Raw genomic sequence first — 17,109 nt, forward strand, 5'->3', positions numbered from 1 at the left:
GCGCTTGAGCCAAAGGCAGAAGCCGTTGCGCTCCCAGTAAAGGATTTTCACTCGATTACGGTGGCGATTCAGAAAGACGAAAAGTACAGGGTCGAACACCGCGACCTTGATATCCAGCTCGACCAAGGCGGCCAGGCCGTCGATGGATTTTCGGAAGTCCACGGCCTTGGGGTAGAGGTACACTTTTTCGACTTTAGCGTCGGGTCGCATCATGACGTGCTGGCTCCAGAGAGAAATCGGAGTACAGCTTCGGGGATCAACTGCTGGCTTTGAATGTGGGGTTCATGGAGCGGTTACCAGCTAACAAGCATAGTGTCTTCAAGGTTAGGACAGAGGCAGACGCTGTTTGCTCGACATAGAATGCTGAACATCCGAGGCAGTTGGGAGTGTGTGATGTTGCACCGAGTAGCACCTACTGAGCCGGAGCGGTATCTCACTCGATACTATGCGGAGCTGCTTGAGGAGCTGGTTTCTATTATGGAAGCGGTGATCTCAGACACCAGGCAGTGAATCGGAATACCACCCGCCTGTTAGGCTGTGCTTTTTCCATGGAGGAATCGCGATGCCAAACTCAGATCTGCTCCCTTCCCTGCTGTTCAAGATCAACGAAAACCAGCAAGCCCTTGAGGGTGCCATCATGGAACTGACGCTCTGGGTCGAGCAGCGTGGATCGGGTGAGGTTGAGGCAACGTGCGCGGTGCGCTGGACACGATCAGATCAAATGAAGAGTTCATCAACATGACGCTCGCTGTGTTGATGGCTACGGAGTAATTCACCCCATATGTTGAAAGAGGCCTGTTGGGTACGAAGGTGCTATTAGACACCGCTCACCAACTGCGCAGATTGAAATTATTGCCCAGCCATAATTCTTACTAATTCGATTTGCCCACAATGGCGGAGGCTCGAAAGCCCTTTGGATTCCACCGCTCTAAGCTCAAGCCTGGTGTCTCCAGATTTCTTGGGGCGAAAAAAACCACTGGTTGAGGTGGTTTTGGCTTTCTTCTGCAGTATATGCCCATAGGCCGCCCCGCGAGGTTCCGGTACTGTTCTAGTGATCCCCCTTAGGGGCCATTATAGAATCACCCTCGAAAAGCCAAGTGAAAAACAGATGAGCATTATTGCTCGGATTAAGTAAGAAAGATTAAATTCATCGACGCCCAGCTTGCGCCTGAGAAAAAACGAAAGGCAGTATAATAAAGAATATGACACTCACAAGGGAAGCGGTATAAGTTTTATCATAGAACAGCCATACAGACGTTGCCGCCACCGGGATACAAAAAACTAAAAATACAAGCATGGTTATTGCAGTCCAGATTCGCTCCGTCACCTCCTTAAATGAGTCAACCAGCGGATTAACGAATGAAGTTATAGTTTCTGCGACAAACAACAAAGGAAAATAAAGTAATGCTGAGATTAGAAAAAATGTAAATTGAAGATGACTTTTTCCGATGGGAATGGCCGGAAGGTACTCTCCGACAAAACGAGCATTATTTAGAAAAACTTCACTATTGGCGAAAAGCGCCTTAAATAATGGCGGCGTGGTAATGGAAAGATAGAGCGCTGCAAAGGTGGTAAAATAGAAAACAAATTTATATGCTGCATACTCAGCTGTCTGGAGATTTTTTGATCGACGATCCAAGTCAACTGTATCAAAAGGAACGTTGCTTTTGCTGGGAGAAGGCGCAGGGATCGGCCGAGCCCCCCTTCTTTTCCATAGCCACACAATTCCCGCATATATGAATGCAGCTATGATATTGAGTATTAGATTCCAGAGATCACTTGCCATATAAACACTTTAACAGTAGGTAATATTAAGCCTGATCGGCCGTTCAAATTCAGGTAATCGGCCAGGCGACCCCTTTGGGCGAGATGATTAGTAGACGGTTTTATCTACTGAACGTTACCCCTCCCCGCAGAGAAAAACTTGATTGGCATCGCCCGTTTTGAGTTCGGTATGCTCCTCAGAACTTTCTCACAAAGTAGACCACCTCGCAGTGCTAAGAGAGCCAACCACCGGTCAAAAAACTGCCGCCTTAGACTAAATCATTTTGAAGGCAAAATGCCACCCCCTCAGCAAGCACAAGAAATGGGTTAAGTCCTTGGATGACCTGCTGCTGCCCCAATTTTTTGGCGGCAGCTCTGTTAGAACGCTGGTAGCACTCGACTGTACCGCCAACCTATTATCAAAATGGAGCACATCTGGTTCATACAGGCTCGTGGCGTGATTCAAGATTTACCAAAGCAAACTCGTAAAGGAAATTTGCACTGACGTAAGCAGCGTAGTCATGGAAATCATCAGCTTTTTGGGAGTCCCCAAAATCACACACCGCCTTCATCGAAAAGCACCGGGGTTTCGGAGCAGACGCAAATTCGCATGCGGTGAACACCGAATAGCTTTCCATCTCAATACCTATGAGATTTTTGTGCCTTTCTTTAGCTTGCTCCATCATCTCAAGTGCTTGAAGCACCGAGCTGCCGCTTCCCATTGCGCCGATCACAACTGATGGGGGCTCTTTAGGCTTCGCGTAGTGAAACCCTTTCCAGATGTTTTCCAGCATTTCCTTATTATCCCCCTCCGACCTGATTTGGGCCCGCAGAGTGTCGTCGAGCCGTCGCTGGTAGAGGGCGGGCAGGAATTTCAGATCTTCCGTTTCTTTGTCAATCGTCCACTTGCCACTACCTAGGTCGAAGCATGGGTCAGCGACGAGCAAATCGCCCATTTTGGTTTTGTTATGCACGCCTGCACAGATACCGACGATACCCAAGTACTTGGGCCGAAAGGTGTGGATGAGCTTGGCAGCAAAGACTGCCGCAATGGGCATTCCCATTTCCGGCGACGCTGCGATGACAACGTCCAAGGTTTTGTCGCCTCGTTTGAATTGGCCTTGATAATAGCGCGCATCGTCATGGGCAACCTTTACCTCAATCCAATCAACCGATAAATTTTTTAGACTCTCCAGCTCCTCCTCAAGCGCAACATAAACACACAAATCGGTATGATAGTTTTTACCGTCAGCGGTGAAAGGAGGCTTATTGTTTTCATTAAGATACTCCACCGCATCTTTGATGGTGGCCTGCCATCCTAGCTGATCGTATGAAAAATCGATGAATCGCCAGAGCGGGAAGTTAAATTCTTGTGCTGCGGCGCTTACCCCTTCGCTGTAGGCGCTCATACCGATCACATACGTCGGCTTAATTGCCTTGAGGTTATTCTTAATGAAGTCAAGCAGTTCCAAACCAAGACCGGTAGTGGGCCCTGATATCGAGTTGGCGGGAATATTTATGTCTAAAATAACGAGCTGAAATTTATTCGTTTGTAGATATCTCTTGGCCGCACTCAAGTCATGTGCATAATCGATATTCGAATAAATCATTCCCTCGGCGCTGTTCACCGCCTCACTGATGAGCCTACGCTTTTCCTGCTCATCCTCAACAATCAGCACCTTCACAACCGCTCTCCTTGAAATTTCAATATTAAATCCCGCAGCTTGTTTTGCCATTCGAGGCTGGCTTGACCAAAATATACACTGCCCAAAAAAATCTCAGGGAACTCGTCGAGACATGTCTGGGATATTTCACCAAAGGACATCTCCTCTACCCCGTCGCCAAACTCAGTAAGCTGAGTCACCACAATGGCCTTGGTGGATAGTTCCTTCAACGAAAACTTCCTGAGAAGGTCATATCCACCTAATGGACGTAACCTGCCTTCTCGTTTGTTGGGTTTCCTATCAAACGTAGGTAGTGCCATATCGAGAATGACTAAGTCAGGCAAACTGCTCTCACATGCCCTGAGCCCACTATTGAAACTACCATAGTTACTAAAAATAGCACTCGGAAGCATCGAGTATAAAAAATCCTCAATTTTCTTGAGTTTGAGAAGATCATCCTCAATTATGAAAATATTCATATAAACTCGATACTCTCAATAGTGAGTTTGACCCTAAAAATCCGGCCGATTGCGGCAAGTTCTAAGTGGTGAGGTTTCTTGATGTCGAACTCCATGATACGCCAAATCTTTGACAAACCAGAACCGCCTTCAGTGCTGGCTTTAGTCAACCCCGCGCCCGTCTGGTACCGCTCCAAAGACTCTGCAATATTCTGTTCAAGCTTAAAAGTATCTACGGAGTTTCCGATTGGATTTTCCAATGTAATCGACAGCGAATCATCGGTAAATCCGAATGACAATCTCACACCCTTGAGATCGCGCGCAACGCCTCCGTGGATAATAATATTTTGCAACAATATGAACAGCGTTTCTACGAGCCCCGAAAGCAGATCGCCTTTAACCTTCTTGTTGGCAGAGTAATCAACTGACGGGATGAGCTTGTCGTTTGTATAGCAGTTGGCAATCTGTTTTAGCGCAACTACTACAACCATCTCCATGTCGATTTCATCGGGATGAGCGGTTTGAGGACGATTGAACCAACCTGCCACATCTTCTAATGTTCGTTGAATACGGAGCCGGGCATCAACCACCTCTTTTTCCACTATGGCGAAAGCACCATCGTTAAGCGTCGGCCTTAGCCCTTCCAGAATCAGATCGAAGGCCTGGTATATCTGGTTACCCAGTGAATTGGCGACGTGTTTTTTCAGCACCTGAGTAGAGTTGTCCGTAAGACGCCAAGCTATGGAGAAAAATTCATTCATGAAATCCTCATAGTCGGATATCGTATTCATCCGCGCCATGGCATCAGAACGAACCTCGTCCGATAAGACGAAGCTGAACAATCCAGTCGGCGTAAGATCCGATTCAATCCGGAAAAAGTCTGACAAGTATTTTTCAATGAGTAATTCTATTTTTCGGGTGAAACGAGTGAATGCTGCCTGCACACTATCAACTGCATCGCCATGACAAGATATTTTTTGACGAAATGATGCTGGGAGAATATATCCGCTCTCACTTTTGGTGCAAAGTATGCTGATCAACGCTGTTCGAACGTGCCCCTCGAAAACACCGTGCCTGACTGCTGTCGACAGATGCGTGTCCAATCCATAAGCAGGATGTGTCGCGAAGGCATTCAAAAACTGGTAGATCATGGTATTAAACAAAGACTCCGCTTCCGAAGCGGGCAGTTTTATATTTTTAAATCCAGAATTAACATCTTTCAAAATCCTCTCCAATGCCTTGGCCAATTTCTCAGCCTGGGTATTTAACGAGGGAGAATCTCTTAGAATCACATAACGTCGAAATGTTTCTTTAAAAGAAGGCGCCAAGAAATTTCTGAGCCCGTCTTCGTCCACATAAACCTTACTGGACTGAAACTGGTGCCAAATACTCGCAATATTCTCATTTCGAGTAATGTCCTTGATTTCCGATGCATAAATAGACTTATTAGGCGGATCCAGCACAGCGAGCCACTGACAGATAGCGATACGCTCTTCTTCGATTCCCTCAACAGAGTTATAAGCGCTGCTGTCATCCAAAATTCTGGACACGCACACATACCTTAAAAAGTAGACAAGCATCCTTGGCTCATAATCCATCTGTACAGCGAGAAGCTCGGACGGTTTGTCCACGCCAGCTTCGAAAAGTACATTTTCATTGATGTCGGATAACTTCCTCTCCCACTTCGTATGCACGTGACGGGCCGTCAGATGTATCAATATTGCAGTTGCGATGTCTGCCCGAAGCCCTTTGATGGCCAGTGCTGCGTTGGACAACTCGGCCAACGGATACAGGCCTACAACATTAGGATTACGTAGACAATGCTCTACCGCAAGCGTTACGGCATCTTCTATGATTCCCTGTGCGAACACGGAGTCGAACAAATACGATCTTACCCTATCTTGGGGGAATGGGATCGGAGACGCCAATGCTAGGGTATAGTGCTTTTCAGCTTCATCATGTTTTTTTAGCTTGTAGGCCAAGTGTCCTATATATGTATTTATTCGGTACTCTGGCAAGCTAAGCCCTGATATACCCCGAGCGCCCTCCTTAAATTCATTTTCCATGTATCGAAACAATTGGATAACACTAAATTTTTCTTGCTCAGGAGCCAGAGCGACCGAAAATCCGGGAGCCATGCTTTCGTGCTGTATCGAGTTCCAATTCTTAGGATTTGCCAGCGACCCATTAATCAATGCAAGTTTTGACTTAAGTGTCTTTTTATCGACCGCTGGGGTATCCCCCGCGTTCGCAAGAAAATTAGAAATATTGACTGAGAGGGAAAGTGATGGGGAAATCATCGCTATTTTCCCTAGCCTGTGCCTGATTTTTACCTGATCACTTGCATAAGTCACGGTCTTTGCCATTAAGTCAACAGTTTCGTCGAACAAGCTGGTGTTTTCTGAGTCCTGTGGCTCACTACCGTATGCTTTGTCATAGGCCAACACCTCAAGCAACTCTACGGTTCTAACGTGTTTAGTACCGTATTGACCCAAGGCATAGCGTTCAAAAACATCTAGTTCAACAACATCTATCGGCACAGGTTGTTTAGAGTTCATCCGAACCAGATTCTGTATAGACGCCTCGGGTATCCAAGAGGAGAGCCTAATGGTTTCGTCGAGTGCTCGCCCATTGAATTCGCCTTGAGCAAAGTACAATTGAAGCATAGCGATATGCGCCAACAATCTGTCGATTAATGGCTGAGTTTCCTCGATACACTGGATGACAGCGGTATTTTCTATCCTGTCCAAATTTGCCGGCGTCAGATGATAGGTAAAGTAATAGGAGATCTCACCTGGATACTCATCAAGCTCACTTTCCATTTCAGCGGAAGTTACGTTTTCTTCGCTTCGTAGGCTAGTGTGATAGGACACCAATGCGCCGTGAACACTGAAGAACTCGGTATTCACAATTTTTTCAAGGTAATCCTTTTGCTCTTTCAGCCCGTAAAGCAGCTGTAACACACAAATTTTATTCTTCAACAACCATATTGATAGACCGTAGGTTTGTTCGATTTGAAAAAGGATCTCCAATGCTTCCTCAAATCGGCTGTTTAAGAACGCACCTTCAAACTGCTTCTTTACCTTCATGAAGCCGCAAAGTTTCTCCTTGAAAACAGACAGCACTGCAGCCGTCCAGATAAGTTCATCCTGTGCCTTAAGCATATAGATTGAGGGAACACCTTTCTTCATCTCTGAGAGATTTCCAGGGAACTGCATTGGAGCTATTAACTTCAGATAAAGGGGCGTCCTCCCAATTTCTTCTACGATTTTAGCAAACAGAAAGCTATCCGTTATTGTCCTGGCGTTTCCCAAACCAAAGCGCAGAGAAGGCGCGGACTTATTTCCCGACTTTGAGTAACTATGAATTGCCCTGATGAACTGCTTTGTAGAAGTAACCTTGAATTTCTGGTGCTTAGAGCTCATTTGAGTCTCTCTGAGTCCATTTACGGTTGATTTCCAAGGTGTGTTGGAGAGGCCTATTTAGGACTTGTAAAGGGGGTTTTGATTTAATAGCATCCTACAGAGCACGATATTGAAACGCCACCAGTCTGTCCAGCTTCTTCATCGGTTAAGGACAACTGTTTGAGGTGAAGAACACAGTAGTGCCTTGCACACCTCACGCCAAACCTCGTCGCCGATCAGTACGCACAAGCGCAGTGGCAATTGAATCGACGGCAACGATGCTGGTGCGGTAACGCCATGGCGTTCTGCCTCATAACGCTAAGGGTGCTCAGGTCAAACGGAACGCAGCCAACGTCCGAGTGGCCGATGGGCAGTGCCTGATACTGCAGCGACGAATCTGGAGATGTATTGAAAATGGGTAGGATGCTGAATAGCGCGTGGACGCAGCGGCCGGGTGATGAGTCGATGACGATTCCGCTCCCTTAGAATCTGCATCACTCGCAGGCTTTGACTTGAGATTGAAGCGAGGCAATCTGATGTCCTTGACCATCTGCCGGGCATGAGTAAGACCCTCCACTTTCGCCAGATATCCGGCTGCAAGCATCGCATCGGGTTGGCTCAACTGATCTGTTTGCAGTTTCATAACCTGGGAGAGCACTCGCTGTGCGCTACAAGGTCGCGAGCTGCTGGGCCGTATGTTGATCTGTAAGTCCGCCCAACAAAAAGGCCCTCGTAGGGCCTTTTTGTACTCAAACCGAAATCACTTGGTCAGCCAGGACTCTACGGTTTCGGAACCGTATTTCGCCTTCCACTCTTTCAGAGTTTTGTGGTTGCCACCTTTCGTTTCGACTACTTCGCCCGACTCTGGGTTTTTGTAGACCTTCACTTGGCGAGGCTTGCGAGTGCCGGCCTTGGACATGGCGGCAGGAGCGCGGCGGCCAGCCTGAGGATCAAGCAGGTTGATCACGTCTTTCAGGCTGTAGCCGTACTCACCCAGCAGACTGCGTAGTTTGGCCTCAAACTCGATCTCTTTTTTCAGGCCTGCATCCCCCTTCATGGCTTCAAGTTCAGCAAGCTGAGAGGCGAGTTGTTGTTCGAGTTTGCGAAATTCAGCCAGACGAGACATCGATAATTTCCTTCAATTTGGATAATACATAGTGTAGGGACACATGATAGATTTTTTTACAGCCCCAAATCTCTGTGTAGTTGGTCTTCTTGGATTTCCTCAGTTGCGTGCCCAGCCTTCACCAGATACCACTGGAGCTGACAACGTAGGTGGTCTTTGAGTCGAGACCTCAGTTCAAGGTAACCAGGAACATCAACACAGGATTCAGGATGAAGCCCTCGTTGCCGCAGCACTGCACGCAGTACCTGAATCCCTTGCGGGCCAATGTCGGAAGCATGCAATCGCACAAGAGGATCGAATCCCGGATGCCGCTTGAAGCTATCCACGGCCCGCAGAATTAGTGCTTCAAACGCTGTGGCGTCACATGTTTGCTGCACCGAGAGCCACACTTGAGATTCGAGTTCACTGTGCATTCACGCTCCACTCCTCGTCCACTGAAAGCTCCCACCCAGATGTTGTCCGACATGGGTATTTTTTTCAAAAAATGGATCGTTATTTGAAATCAAACTAGAAAGCAGCGGCTTGCGCCGCACAGGGGGCGATTTTGCTATGCCCATTGGGCAGCCACACCTCAGCGTCAGCAGGATAAATCGTAGGAAAAAGGCCAAAAGCAGAAGCAATACAAAAGCAAAAAACCAACACCGTTTCCTCAGCATGATCGGCGGAAGATGAGGCGCCGAGATCGCTGCTTTTCTGTTGGTCTCAAATTAAAAGATCCGTCGCTCAAAATTTTTTTCAAGGGGCCTTCTGAAAAAATATTTCTGTTGACACGATCGGAGCAAAGAAAAATACGTTCCTCTCTACCGTCTAACTCTGTGTAAACGACAGAACTGCGATAGGCCGGAGCTTGGGCATAACCGGACGCTTCCTCAATCATCCGGCCTGTTACGTGCCCCCGAGTTCGTGGCTGCTCAGGTCAACCGAACTTCTCTATCACTGATTTGAACAACGTATCCCGTAGACAAAACACTCATAGTCTAAGCTTTCGATCACTGGAGTGACTGTGACAGCTAGCGCTGTAGGGTTCGTTGATGGGCATTTTTTCCGATCAGTAGCGCTGCGTAGTCCATAGTTCTAGAGATGCATTTATCGGATACTGCCATTGCGCCAGCCCCCACCTTTCAAGGTTGAAATACTCATGGCAAGGAAGAAGGCAAAAAACTCTACCGGCACCGGCATCCTGATCATTTTTGCACTGGCTTTTGGTGCATTCGCTTCGATCCCGAAGAATGCATGGATCGCAATTGGCATCGTCGCTTGCATCGTCGCCATTATGTGGTTGTTAGCCACTCGCACTAAACGACAGCTTGAACAAATTCAAAGGTCTGCTTCAGCGACAACGCACCTGCGGGAGCCGCGAAGTAAAGACGTGACCTTCTCCATGCATGAGGTTTCGTCGAGCAATATGTCTGAAGATCCCTCCGAATTTTATACCGTCCAACTCGGCTCCCCCCCTTCCGCTTCCTTTAAAATTCCAGATGCAAGCAAGCAGAAATCCGATACCCGTTGGGTTCCGGCGGGCGAATCGGTCACTGTGTCTGGTTTTTCACTTCCCGGTGGAATGCTCTATGTAGGAAGCGCACTGGGTCGATACGATGCGCAAGAACCATCACTGATCAATCCCAAACTGCGGATAGCCAAATCGTACGTAGATATCGAAGAGCGGCTGATGTCCTACTGGCCGAGTTTTCACTCCATTTCGCCAGAGGCTCGGCGCGGATACCTGCAGTGGCTAGAAGGCGGACGTCGTGATCCGCTGGCGGACACCGGCTACGTCTTTTTATTTTTTTATGGCCTTGAGCGCCGTGCACTCGTTGATGCCGTAAGCGATCCGCAGGTGAAGGCGGAGATTCCTCTGATAACCAAAGAAGTCCAGCGACTTCTGAATATCTATGGGGAGAATCGGTCATTCAGGGGGTACGCGGAGGGTTTCCTGGATTACCTGAGCAACCACACGGTTAATCCTAGTCAGTACCTTGGCCCACCTCCTGATGTAGTTGCTTACGGCTACGAAATGCCGCTTTCACTGCGCATAGGTTTAGGGCAACACGCCTCCAACAAACGACCACTTGATGCCGACTGGGCATTGGCATGGGCGCTAGCCGACCCCAACATCAGCAAGCGCACTCCGGTAACTCGGTGTAAGAAAGTCTTCGCTGCATTGTTCAAACTCGAGTACGCGAGTACCCACCCTACCGGGCTAATCCTCGCGCAAAACAAGACCAAGCTTAAAGCAAGCTATCGACCGGCCTCCGCAGTGTTAATGGCACCAGCAGTTAACCTGGGAGATCTTCCTGATGTCATGGCTACGTCAGGAACGCGTAAAAACCTGCAATTGATTGTTGAGCTTTGCACCAGCGAGTTGGAGCCCTATAGCCGTTATCTGGGCCGAAACCCTGAAAGCGCAGAAGCCCTGGAGGGCCTTTTGCAGCTTCCTGTCGCGCTATGGCCGGCGTCGGCCCGTGCAGAATTGGACGATCTTCAACACAGGATCGGTGATGACCTGATCACCATGAGTTTTGGCGAACTCGCTGGACGGTTCAAGAGCGCAGGGGCGTTGTCTCGCGACAAAGTACTGGCACTTTCTCGCGCGCTGGAGTCACTCCATATCGGTATGGAACCTGACGTTCTGGCAGGCAGTAAAACACCGAAAGCAGAAGACCAAATTGCATTGTTCGTGACCCAACCAGAAGACGGATCACTGCGAGCTTCGGCGGCCTATAACGCGGCCTCGGTCACTCTTGACCTAGCCAGTGCAGTAGCATCTGCCGATGGGGATACTTCAAATGAAGAAGTCACAATGCTGGGTCAGCACATTGACTCATGGAGTCACCTGAGTGTTGCCCATCGCAAACGTCTCAAGGCGCATTTACGAATCCAAATTTAGCAACCTCCAACACTCGCAAGTTTGAAGAAAAAGCTCGACCCATTGACCGTCGAAGCAAAGCGCGCGATTGCCAGCTTCCTGGCCCACCTCGCACAAGCCGATGGCACCGTCAGCACATCTGAGGTGAAGCTTCTGGAGCGAGTGTATAAAGCGTTGCAACTGGACAGTCAGCTGCTCTACAGCGATCTTCACGGTGCTGCATCCGGAGCAAGGATTGCGTCCGTCATACCACCCGCCAACACCACTCAGTCCGAGCCTGGGGTGCCCCTCCCAGTTAACGCCAAGCAAGGGTTCGTGCTCGATCATGAGCGAATTGCTGAATTGCAACGAGAAACGGCTGAGGTATCCGCCCTACTTGCTCAGGTGTTCACTGATGATCAGGTTGAGGAATCTGAGCAGCTTGTTGAGGATGCCGAATCGACTTCAGCGTCGAGTGCCGACGTTGCGGGTCTCGACTTGGAACATTCGGCGTTCCTACGCCTATTGGTCTCACGTCCAGAGTGGAGTCGATCTGAACTTGAGTCCGCTGCGAGCGACATGGAGCTAATGCTCGATGGTGCTTTGGAGCAAATCAACGACATGGCCTTTGACCGCTTCGATATGCCCATCACCGAAGGTGATGATCCCATCGAGATCAATAAAGACATTCTGGAAGAGCTAGCCTTATGACCACTATCAGAGCCAAGGATCGCGACGCGGTCATCCAATCGCTACGCGCCGGCGTCGTTCCTCGTGTCGGCCAACATTTGATTCAGGTCGGTCGGGTGGGCGAACTCGATGCGCTGATCACCGACGTTAACCGCCTGGTTGAAAGCGGTTCAGCATTTCGCGTCGTGATTGGCGAGTACGGCGCCGGTAAGACGTTTTTTCTCAACTTGGTACGAGCCATTGCGATGGAGCGAAAACTCGTAACCATGCATGCTGACTTAAACCCCGATCGCAGGCTGCATGCCACTGGGGGACAGGCACGCTCACTCTATTCCGAGCTGGCCAAGAACATGTCGACACGCACAAAGCCTGACGGTGGGGCTATGCAAGGCATCGTCGAGAAATTCATCTCCCAAGCCAAAACAGAAGCCAAGGCGGCGGGTACTGACAGTGAGACTGTCATCCGTACACACCTTGCTGAGTTGACCGAGATGGTCAACGGCTACGATTTCGCTGAGGTGATCGCTGCGTATTGCCGAGGTTTCGAGGACGGCAATGAGCAACTCAAGGCTGACGCCATCCGCTGGCTGCGTGGTGAGTTCACCACCAAGACCGATGCGCGTGCGGCTCTGGGTGTGCGAACGATCATTGATGACGCCTCCGTCTACGATCAGCTCAAGCTGCTGTCGAGATTCGTAAGACTTGCGGGATTCGGCGGTTTGATGATCTGCCTTGACGAACTGGTAAATCTCTACAAGCTGGCGAACACACAAGCTCGAAATGCTAACTATGAGCAGATCCTGCGTATCCTCAATGATTCGTTGCAAGGATCGTCTGAGGGGCTTGGTTTCGTATTGGGCGGTACTCCCGAGTTCTTGATGGACACTCGCCGAGGCCTCTTCAGCTACCCTGCCCTGCAATCGCGACTAGCCGAAAACTCGTTCGCAAAAACAGGGTTGGTTGATCTTTCGGGCCCTGTTATTCGCCTAACCAGCCTCACCCCTGAAGACTTCTATGTATTGCTTCAGAAGCTTCGTCATGTCTACGCAGGCGGTGATGCTGAAAAATATCTACTGCCTGACGAAGCACTCCCATTGTTCATGGCGCACTGTAACCAGCGCATGGGTGAAGCCTACTTCCGTACGCCCCGCACCACTATCACTGCGTTCATCAATCTGCTGGCCATTCTGGAGCAAAACCCGGGAGCTGACTGGCGGACGCTGCTGGGAGGTGTCGAGGTAGCCAAAGACCTCGGCGGAGAAGAGGACACGAAGGTCGACGCGGACGATGAACTTGCCACCTTCTCACTCTGAGTCATCGGGTTTCGACCAGCTAGAACCCCGTATCCAGCGATGGATTTGGGCTGAAGGCTGGACGTCCTTGCGTGACGCCCAGGAATGGGCAGTGCCTGTTCTAGTGGACGCAGACCAGGATGTCATCATCGCCGCTGCAACGGCGGCGGGGAAAACCGAGGCCGCGTTCCTCCCCATCCTCACCCATTTACTCAACCACAATGACCCTCCCGGCTCTGTGCTGTACATCAGCCCACTCAAAGCCTTGATCAACGATCAATGGGGCAGACTCAGTCGTCTTTGCGAGCAACTGGAAATTCCTGTGGTCGGCTGGCACGGGGACATCTCATCGAGCAAAAAGCATCGATTTCTGAAGTCGTCGGAGGGTGTGTTATTGATCACACCTGAGTCCCTTGAAGCATTGTTTGTCAACCGAGGCTCAAGTCTGGCCGGAGTTTTCCAAAACCTGCGCTACATCGTCGTTGATGAACTCCATGCATTCATTGGTAGTGAGCGAGGCAAACAACTGCAGTCCCTGATGCATCGAGTGGAGCTAGTAGCTGGTCGTCGTCTTCCCCGGGTAGGCCTTTCAGCGACACTGGGTGATATGAAAATGGCCGCAGAGTTTCTCCGTCCGGGAGACGCCGATACGGTGACAGTGATCGAGTCCAAAAACTCCAATCAGACACTCCAAGTACAAGTCCGCGGTTACATTCAGCCACCAATGAGCGAGCTCAAAAGGACTTCCGTCGAGCTTTCCGATGGTGACGAAAATGAAGATGAGACTGAGAACAAGGCAAGTCCTGACTTCGCGATCGCTGATCATCTGTACAAGGTATTAAGAGGAAGTAATAACCTGATTTTTCCGAACAGCCGGCAGCAGGTCGAATGGTACGCAGACCAACTGCGTCGACGCTGCGAGAAAAATGGTATGCCCAACGAATTCTGGCCTCATCACGGCAACCTTTCAAAGGACTTGCGTGAGCAGGCTGAGCACGCTCTTAAGGCCGGCAACCAGGCGGCATCGGCGATTTGCACCACGACGCTTGAACTGGGAATAGATATCGGGAGCATCAAAACGGTAGTACAGATTGGTGCCCCTCCCTCAGTGGCAAGTCTGCGTCAGCGCTTAGGCCGTTCAGGAAGACGCCCTGGAGAAAATGCGATATTGCGCGCCTACTGCAAAGAATCGCCACTCAAAGATTCTTCGAGCCTTTCCGACCAACTGCGCCAAGGCCTGGTACAGACCATTGCCATGGTTCGCCTGCTGATTCGTGGCTGGTTCGAACCCCCGAGAGCCCAAGGCATTCACGCCTCCACCCTGGTTCAGCAAATCCTTTCCGTCATTGCCCAGTGTGGAGGCGCATCAGCGGCAGATCTCTGGAAAAGTCTGATCGCCGAAGGTGCTTTTTCCAAAGTCGATAGACCCGACTTCGTGGGGCTGCTCAGGTCATTGGGAGAGCATGAACTCATTGTTCAAGACAGTTCGGGATTGTTGCTTCCCGGGACGGTTGGAGAGCGTCTGATAAACCACTACGAGTTCTACAGTGCGTTCACCAGCGATGAAGAGTTTCGCCTCGTGTGTGATGGGAAAGCCCTGGGGTCAGTACCGGTAAGCCGCCCGCTTACCAAGGATCAACGAATTATCTTTGGCGGGCGACGATGGCAAGTGCGTGACGTTGATCTCCAGGCCAAGGTCATTATTGTTACAGCCGCACGCGGCGGTGCTCCTCCCCAGTTCGATGGCTTGGGTGCAATGGTGCATGACACCGTCCGTGAAGAAATGCGCACAGTGCTGGCGGATACTTCGCCCTGCCTGTTTATTGATCGTGGAGCTCAAGAACTGCTCGACGAGGCACGGAAGACATTTGTCTCATTAGGTCTCGGTGAACGCTACATCATCGAGTCGGGCGGCAAGTGTTATCTGATCAGCTGGCTCGGTGATCATGCCAACGATGCACTGCGTCTGTTGCTCAATCATATAGGCCTATCTTGCGATAACGCAGGCCTTGCCATTGAGATTGACGCAGACATCAGTCGAACCCAAGGAGCGCTGGAGGATGTTGGTAGATTGGATGCAGGTGATCTCGATTCGATTCTTGCGAATGTGGAGAACATGCTGCGCGAGAAATGGGATTGGGCATTGCCGGAGTCATTGCTGATGAAGTCGTTTGCGTCTATATCGCTGGATATCTCGACTGCTATCGCTTTTGCGCAAAGCCAATCTTCGGCTAAGCAGAATGGCGTGGCCACGCCGTAGATGCGTTTCAAACCCGTTTCGCGCCCACACGCGGCCTCTATGTAGGCCCGAGCAGCGTAAGACGCTGGCGCAGGAGATTCGGTAAATACAGAACATTCAACACGCCGACGACTTCATTTCTGCTACTGAAGCAAAGCGAAAACGTTTAGTGGGCTGGAGGCTCCCAACTCTCAAAATGCTTCAGTGCGTTCAAGTCTCCGATTAACTCTTTCGCTTTGGTCAGTCGCTCTAGGACAGCTTTACGATCGGCATCCCCCAACCTCTGTGCAGATTGCTCGATGTCATCAAAGAAGGCGCGGATACTGTTCACCTTCGCCCAAGTCTCAATCACAGACTCAAGCCGATCACGGCTTTCCTGGATCACCTTGAGTCGGCGCTTTTCCTCTTCTTGTCTGCGCCTCTCCTCACACTCCAATAAAAACTTCTGATGCTCGCGCTCGCTCCGCTCACGCTCGACTTCGACCTTGTTGGCAAGCACCGGAGCCTCGGTAATCAACAACTTGATGATGCCAGCAATTTTGCTGACTAAGTCGCCAGGCTTGTCCTCAATCCAACGACGTACCCATTCTGCGCGGTAGTAAGGAGAGTAAACCTGCAGGCAAAGACGGCCAGTAGGCATGTCATCGCTCATCACCCAGCCATCATGAAATGGAGATCGTCGTTGACTCGTGGGAAGCGAGCTCAGTCGAACGTATTGCTTACCGACACTTTTCACTGGCACGTATTCACTGACTTCGTAGATGGTCAGCCCGAATTGGACAGTTCCAATATGAACCACGGTGGGTCGCTGCGGCTTCCAGAGTGGAGGATGAAAGTACCTTTTCGACTCCTTTTCGCGGTGATCCACGGATTCACGACTCATATGTCTTTCGGCATTTGAGAGCGCTACGGAGAAACCTTTTTTCATCAGCCCCAAGTACAGCTGATTGGCAAAGTCCACGGCATGAGAGAGTCCAGTGCGGCTCACAATGAGATCTGCCATTGAACGCTTTGTCGGTCGCAAATAACCGTTTTCGCTTTCCCTCACCTTCAGGAAATTCTCTTCGATACCCAGCAACAATGGGTGTTTCCGAGGTAGCTCCACATCGATCTTATTTTTTTGCCGACCCAGCTTCCGGGGTGCTTTCGGTAGGGTCTGTGAAACCTTGAGAGGCGCGCCATTTCGACTCCAGGCAATGAGAGTGCCTGGCAACGCCGTTGGCAGAGGTGGGCGAGGCTTTCCTTTGCCCGCCGCAACCTGAGCCCAATACCCCACCGGCGGTCGAGGTACATTCAGGCTGGAATAGATCCGAGCCAGGTAACTGGAAGAAACACCATATCGTTCACCGATTTTGGTCATTGGCATCGACCAGGCTTGTTCGTACAACGACTCTCTTGTCACCACGTCTTCGGAGGAGTCATCGGCTGGAATGTGTGATTCTGGCGTGTCTTCCATGGATAGGCGCTTCGAGAAAGGTGATCTGGAAGTAGACTGCTGCTAAGTCATCCTAGCCTAAACGTTATGACGATCCGATGCGGCGATAGGCTGAGTCATGACCGACTCACACCCGCACTACGCTCGCCGCCTCAAATGAAAGCATTCGAACGCAGAGGAAACGAGTGACCA

Annotated in this window: 10 protein-coding genes and 3 pseudogenes; 4 read left to right on the forward strand and 9 right to left on the reverse strand. The window is 50.2% G+C overall.

Annotated elements, in window-relative coordinates; genetic code table 11:
• Positions 1–213, reverse strand: a 213-nt coding sequence (tnpB, locus tag EAH74_RS32110) for an IS66 family insertion sequence element accessory protein TnpB (RefSeq protein WP_240050521.1), incomplete at its 3' end; no start/stop codon positions are given.
• 349 nt (positions 214–562) lie between these two features.
• Here tnpB and EAH74_RS32115 point away from each other — a divergent pair.
• A pseudogene (locus EAH74_RS32115) lies at positions 563–771 on the forward strand (hypothetical protein).
• 376 nt (positions 772–1,147) lie between these two features.
• Here EAH74_RS32115 and EAH74_RS32120 read toward each other — a convergent pair.
• The 7 genes and pseudogenes from EAH74_RS32120 to EAH74_RS32150 form a co-directional block, all read right to left on the reverse strand.
• Positions 1,148–1,786, reverse strand: a complete 639-nt coding sequence (locus tag EAH74_RS32120) for a hypothetical protein (protein WP_140684342.1) — start codon at positions 1,784–1,786, stop codon at positions 1,148–1,150.
• Positions 1,787–2,204: 418 nt separating this feature from the next.
• Positions 2,205–3,449, reverse strand: a complete 1,245-nt coding sequence (locus tag EAH74_RS32125) for a response regulator (protein ID WP_140684345.1) — start codon at positions 3,447–3,449, stop codon at positions 2,205–2,207.
• Positions 3,446–3,907 (reverse strand): response regulator transcription factor, encoded by a 462-nt coding sequence (locus EAH74_RS32130; protein ID WP_140684347.1) that lies wholly within the window; start codon positions 3,905–3,907, stop codon positions 3,446–3,448. Before EAH74_RS32130 ends, EAH74_RS32125 begins: the two co-directional genes overlap by 4 nt.
• Positions 3,904–7,311, reverse strand: coding sequence for a hypothetical protein (locus EAH74_RS32135; RefSeq protein ID WP_140684349.1), 3,408 nt, complete (start codon positions 7,309–7,311; stop codon positions 3,904–3,906). The genes EAH74_RS32130 and EAH74_RS32135 overlap by 4 nt, the downstream gene beginning before the upstream one ends.
• Positions 7,312–7,822: 511 nt before the next feature.
• Positions 7,823–7,945, reverse strand: a pseudogene (locus tag EAH74_RS33550) (DUF2252 domain-containing protein); the annotation flags it as partial.
• A 105-nt stretch (positions 7,946–8,050) separates the two neighbouring features.
• On the reverse strand, positions 8,051–8,416 hold the full coding sequence (locus EAH74_RS32145) for a histone-like nucleoid-structuring protein, MvaT/MvaU family (protein ID WP_140684351.1): 366 nt from the start codon (positions 8,414–8,416) through the stop codon (positions 8,051–8,053).
• A gap of 56 nt (positions 8,417–8,472) precedes the next feature.
• The gene (locus tag EAH74_RS32150; protein WP_140684353.1) at positions 8,473–8,829 is read right to left on the reverse strand and encodes a hypothetical protein; all 357 of its coding nucleotides are present in this window, start codon (positions 8,827–8,829) and stop codon (positions 8,473–8,475) included.
• A 725-nt stretch (positions 8,830–9,554) separates the two neighbouring features.
• Here EAH74_RS32150 and EAH74_RS32155 point away from each other — a divergent pair.
• The 3 genes and pseudogenes from EAH74_RS32155 (at position 9,555) to EAH74_RS32165 (ending at position 15,503) form a co-directional block, all read left to right on the forward strand.
• Positions 9,555–11,972, forward strand: a pseudogene (locus tag EAH74_RS32155) (TerB N-terminal domain-containing protein).
• Positions 11,969–13,264 carry an ATP-binding protein gene (locus EAH74_RS32160; protein WP_057397111.1) on the forward strand — a complete coding sequence of 432 codons (1,296 nt, stop codon included), beginning with the start codon at positions 11,969–11,971 and terminating at the stop codon, positions 13,262–13,264. Before EAH74_RS32155 ends, EAH74_RS32160 begins: the two are co-directional and overlap by 4 nt.
• Positions 13,239–15,503: a DEAD/DEAH box helicase gene (locus EAH74_RS32165; RefSeq protein WP_140684355.1), complete on the forward strand. Its 2,265-nt coding sequence runs from the start codon at positions 13,239–13,241 to the stop codon at positions 15,501–15,503. Before EAH74_RS32160 ends, EAH74_RS32165 begins: the two co-directional genes overlap by 26 nt.
• A gap of 145 nt (positions 15,504–15,648) precedes the next feature.
• On the opposite strand, the gene EAH74_RS32170 is transcribed toward EAH74_RS32165, so the two are convergent.
• On the reverse strand, positions 15,649–16,938 hold the full coding sequence (locus EAH74_RS32170) for a hypothetical protein (RefSeq protein WP_140684357.1): 1,290 nt from the start codon (positions 16,936–16,938) through the stop codon (positions 15,649–15,651).
• Positions 16,939–17,109 lie beyond the last annotated feature (171 nt).

This window comes from Pseudomonas mandelii, from assembly GCF_006438925.1.
Lineage (GTDB): Bacteria > Pseudomonadota > Gammaproteobacteria > Pseudomonadales > Pseudomonadaceae > Aquipseudomonas > Aquipseudomonas mandelii_C.

What these genes read in the sequence shown, in the direction of transcription:
- EAH74_RS32170 (WP_140684357.1), bottom strand. Translation starts at nt 16,938, where the DNA reads ATGGAAGACACGCCAGAATCACACATTCCAGCCGATGACTCCTCCGAA.
- EAH74_RS32145 (WP_140684351.1), bottom strand. Translation starts at nt 8,416, where the DNA reads ATGTCTCGTCTGGCTGAATTTCGCAAACTCGAACAACAACTCGCCTCT.
- EAH74_RS32150 (WP_140684353.1), bottom strand. Translation starts at nt 8,829, where the DNA reads ATGCACAGTGAACTCGAATCTCAAGTGTGGCTCTCGGTGCAGCAAACA.
- EAH74_RS32135 (WP_140684349.1), bottom strand. Translation starts at nt 7,311, where the DNA reads ATGAGCTCTAAGCACCAGAAATTCAAGGTTACTTCTACAAAGCAGTTC.
- EAH74_RS32165 (WP_140684355.1), top strand. Translation starts at nt 13,239, where the DNA reads ATGAACTTGCCACCTTCTCACTCTGAGTCATCGGGTTTCGACCAGCTA.
- EAH74_RS32120 (WP_140684342.1), bottom strand. Translation starts at nt 1,786, where the DNA reads ATGGCAAGTGATCTCTGGAATCTAATACTCAATATCATAGCTGCATTC.
- EAH74_RS32130 (WP_140684347.1), bottom strand. Translation starts at nt 3,907, where the DNA reads ATGAATATTTTCATAATTGAGGATGATCTTCTCAAACTCAAGAAAATT.
- EAH74_RS32160 (WP_057397111.1), top strand. Translation starts at nt 11,969, where the DNA reads ATGACCACTATCAGAGCCAAGGATCGCGACGCGGTCATCCAATCGCTA.